The organism is Bacteroidota bacterium (genome assembly GCA_013360915.1).
Classification (GTDB): domain Bacteria; phylum Bacteroidota; class JABWAT01; order JABWAT01; family JABWAT01; genus JABWAT01.
This window is the reverse complement of sequence record JABWAT010000047.1, coordinates 1-1,736: the sequence shown is the minus strand read 5'-3', so window position 1 is coordinate 1,736 and position 1,736 is coordinate 1. Positions and strand designations below refer to the sequence as shown.

The 1,736-nt window shown below is 46.5% G+C and carries 1 protein-coding gene; it reads left to right on the top strand.

Features of this window, described 5'->3' with window-relative positions; genetic code table 11:
* Window positions 1-370: 370 nt before the first annotated feature.
* Window positions 371-1,354 (top strand): virulence protein RhuM/Fic/DOC family protein, encoded by a 984-nt coding sequence (locus tag HUU10_15735; protein ID NUQ83054.1) that lies wholly within the window; start codon window positions 371-373, stop codon window positions 1,352-1,354.
* Window positions 1,355-1,736 lie beyond the last annotated feature (382 nt).

Here is a 1,736-nt window from a genome sequence, read left to right as displayed (position 1 = left end):
TAGGCCTGGAGTGCCACGAACGAGTTGAGGTACTCCGAAATCTGGTACACAGAGTTTATTGAAGTGCCGTATTACTATCGGGGTCTCAGGCTGGGCGGTCGGGCTTGGGCGGTTCCCGAGCGGAGCCGAGGGATGGTGACTTTTGAGCCGACAAAAGTCACCCTGCGGAGCAACCGAGACTAGCAGGTTTCTCTATCACCAGGGTCTAAAATCAAATTCCCCAACCTCCTCAACCTCCCCACCAAAGCCACCTTTTCTGGTGTAACGATTGAATGGATTTACACCGCCTCGGGTGCTAAATTGGCGAAGACCGGTTACTACCAGAAGTAGCTTTCAAATTTTGTACCCCTCCTTTAAATCACCAGTAGTCATGAAAAGTGATCAAATCGAAATATTCCGGACGTCGGATGGTCAGATCCATGTCAATGTGACTTTCCGGGAGGATACCGTTTGGTTGAACCAGGAACAACTGAGTCAGTTGTTTGGCAGGGATCGAACGGTGATCGGTCGTCATCTTGGAAATATCTTCAGTGAAGCGGAATTGACGGAGGAACTGGTATGTGCAGATTTTGCACATACCAGTTCGCATGGGGCAATGAAGGGACGAAAGCAAACAAAAAGTACGCGGTATTACAATCTGGACGTGATTATTTCTGTAGGATACCGGGTAAAATCAAAACGGGGAGTGGAATTCCGGCAATGGGCAACTCAACGACTCAGGGAGTTCCTCGTACAAGGTTATGTAATCAATGAGAAGCGTCTGGCTCAAAAGGAAATGGTCGTTCAGCACCTCCGGACCGGGATTCAAATTCTGAGTCGTGCCATAGAAGAAAGGGCTCAGGAACCGGGAAAGGAATGGCTTCTTCAGTATGCTCAGGGGTTAACCCTTCTGGATGATTACGATCATGAAAATCTTGACCCTATCGGTATCAGTAAACGCGAAGTAAATTATCCTTCATTGGAAGCCTATTACGAAATCATCCATCAAATGCGGAGTGATTTTGAGTCTGAAGTATTTGGGGTTAAGAAGGATATGAGTTTTGAGAGTGCCGTTTCTCAGATCTCGCAAAGTTTCGGAGATGATGATGCCTACCCCAGCATCGAGGAAAAAGCGGCAATGCTTCTGTATCTGATTACTAAAAACCATGCTTTCACTGATGGAAACAAGCGGATTGCTGCCGCCTGCTTTCTGTTATTCTTAGAGAAAAATCACCTGCTGACAAATAAAGATGGTAAGCAAATCATTAGTAATGATGCGCTTGCCAGTTTGACACTATTGGTCGCCGCCAGTAAGCCTTCTGAAATGGCTGTTGTAAAAAAACTGATCATCAGCGTTTTAAACCGGAATCAATAAAAACCTTACAAAAACCTGTCGTGTCTTATACGTCGGAAAGCATGGTGTTTTTCCCAATGGTGATCAACTTTCTTTAAATGAAGGTAGCAAAGCACTTCGACAGACTCTCGAAGCAATCTTACGGCATCGAAACGCACTTGTGCTGAGCCAGGTCGAAGTAGAATCGCCCCCATCCCGCTTACCAGATAGTTTGATGCGCATGGTACTGTGAAGACAGAAAACCATGAGTGATTCACAAAATATCTGAAAGCTGCGATCTTTCCCACCCACACCGCCCGCCGATGCCGGGGCCACCCGCGAATGCAAAAGTTCTTTGTTTTATTGTATGTTTTGCCGCCTACAGTCCGTTGGCGTAGAAAACAAACGAAGGACCGATCAGAAG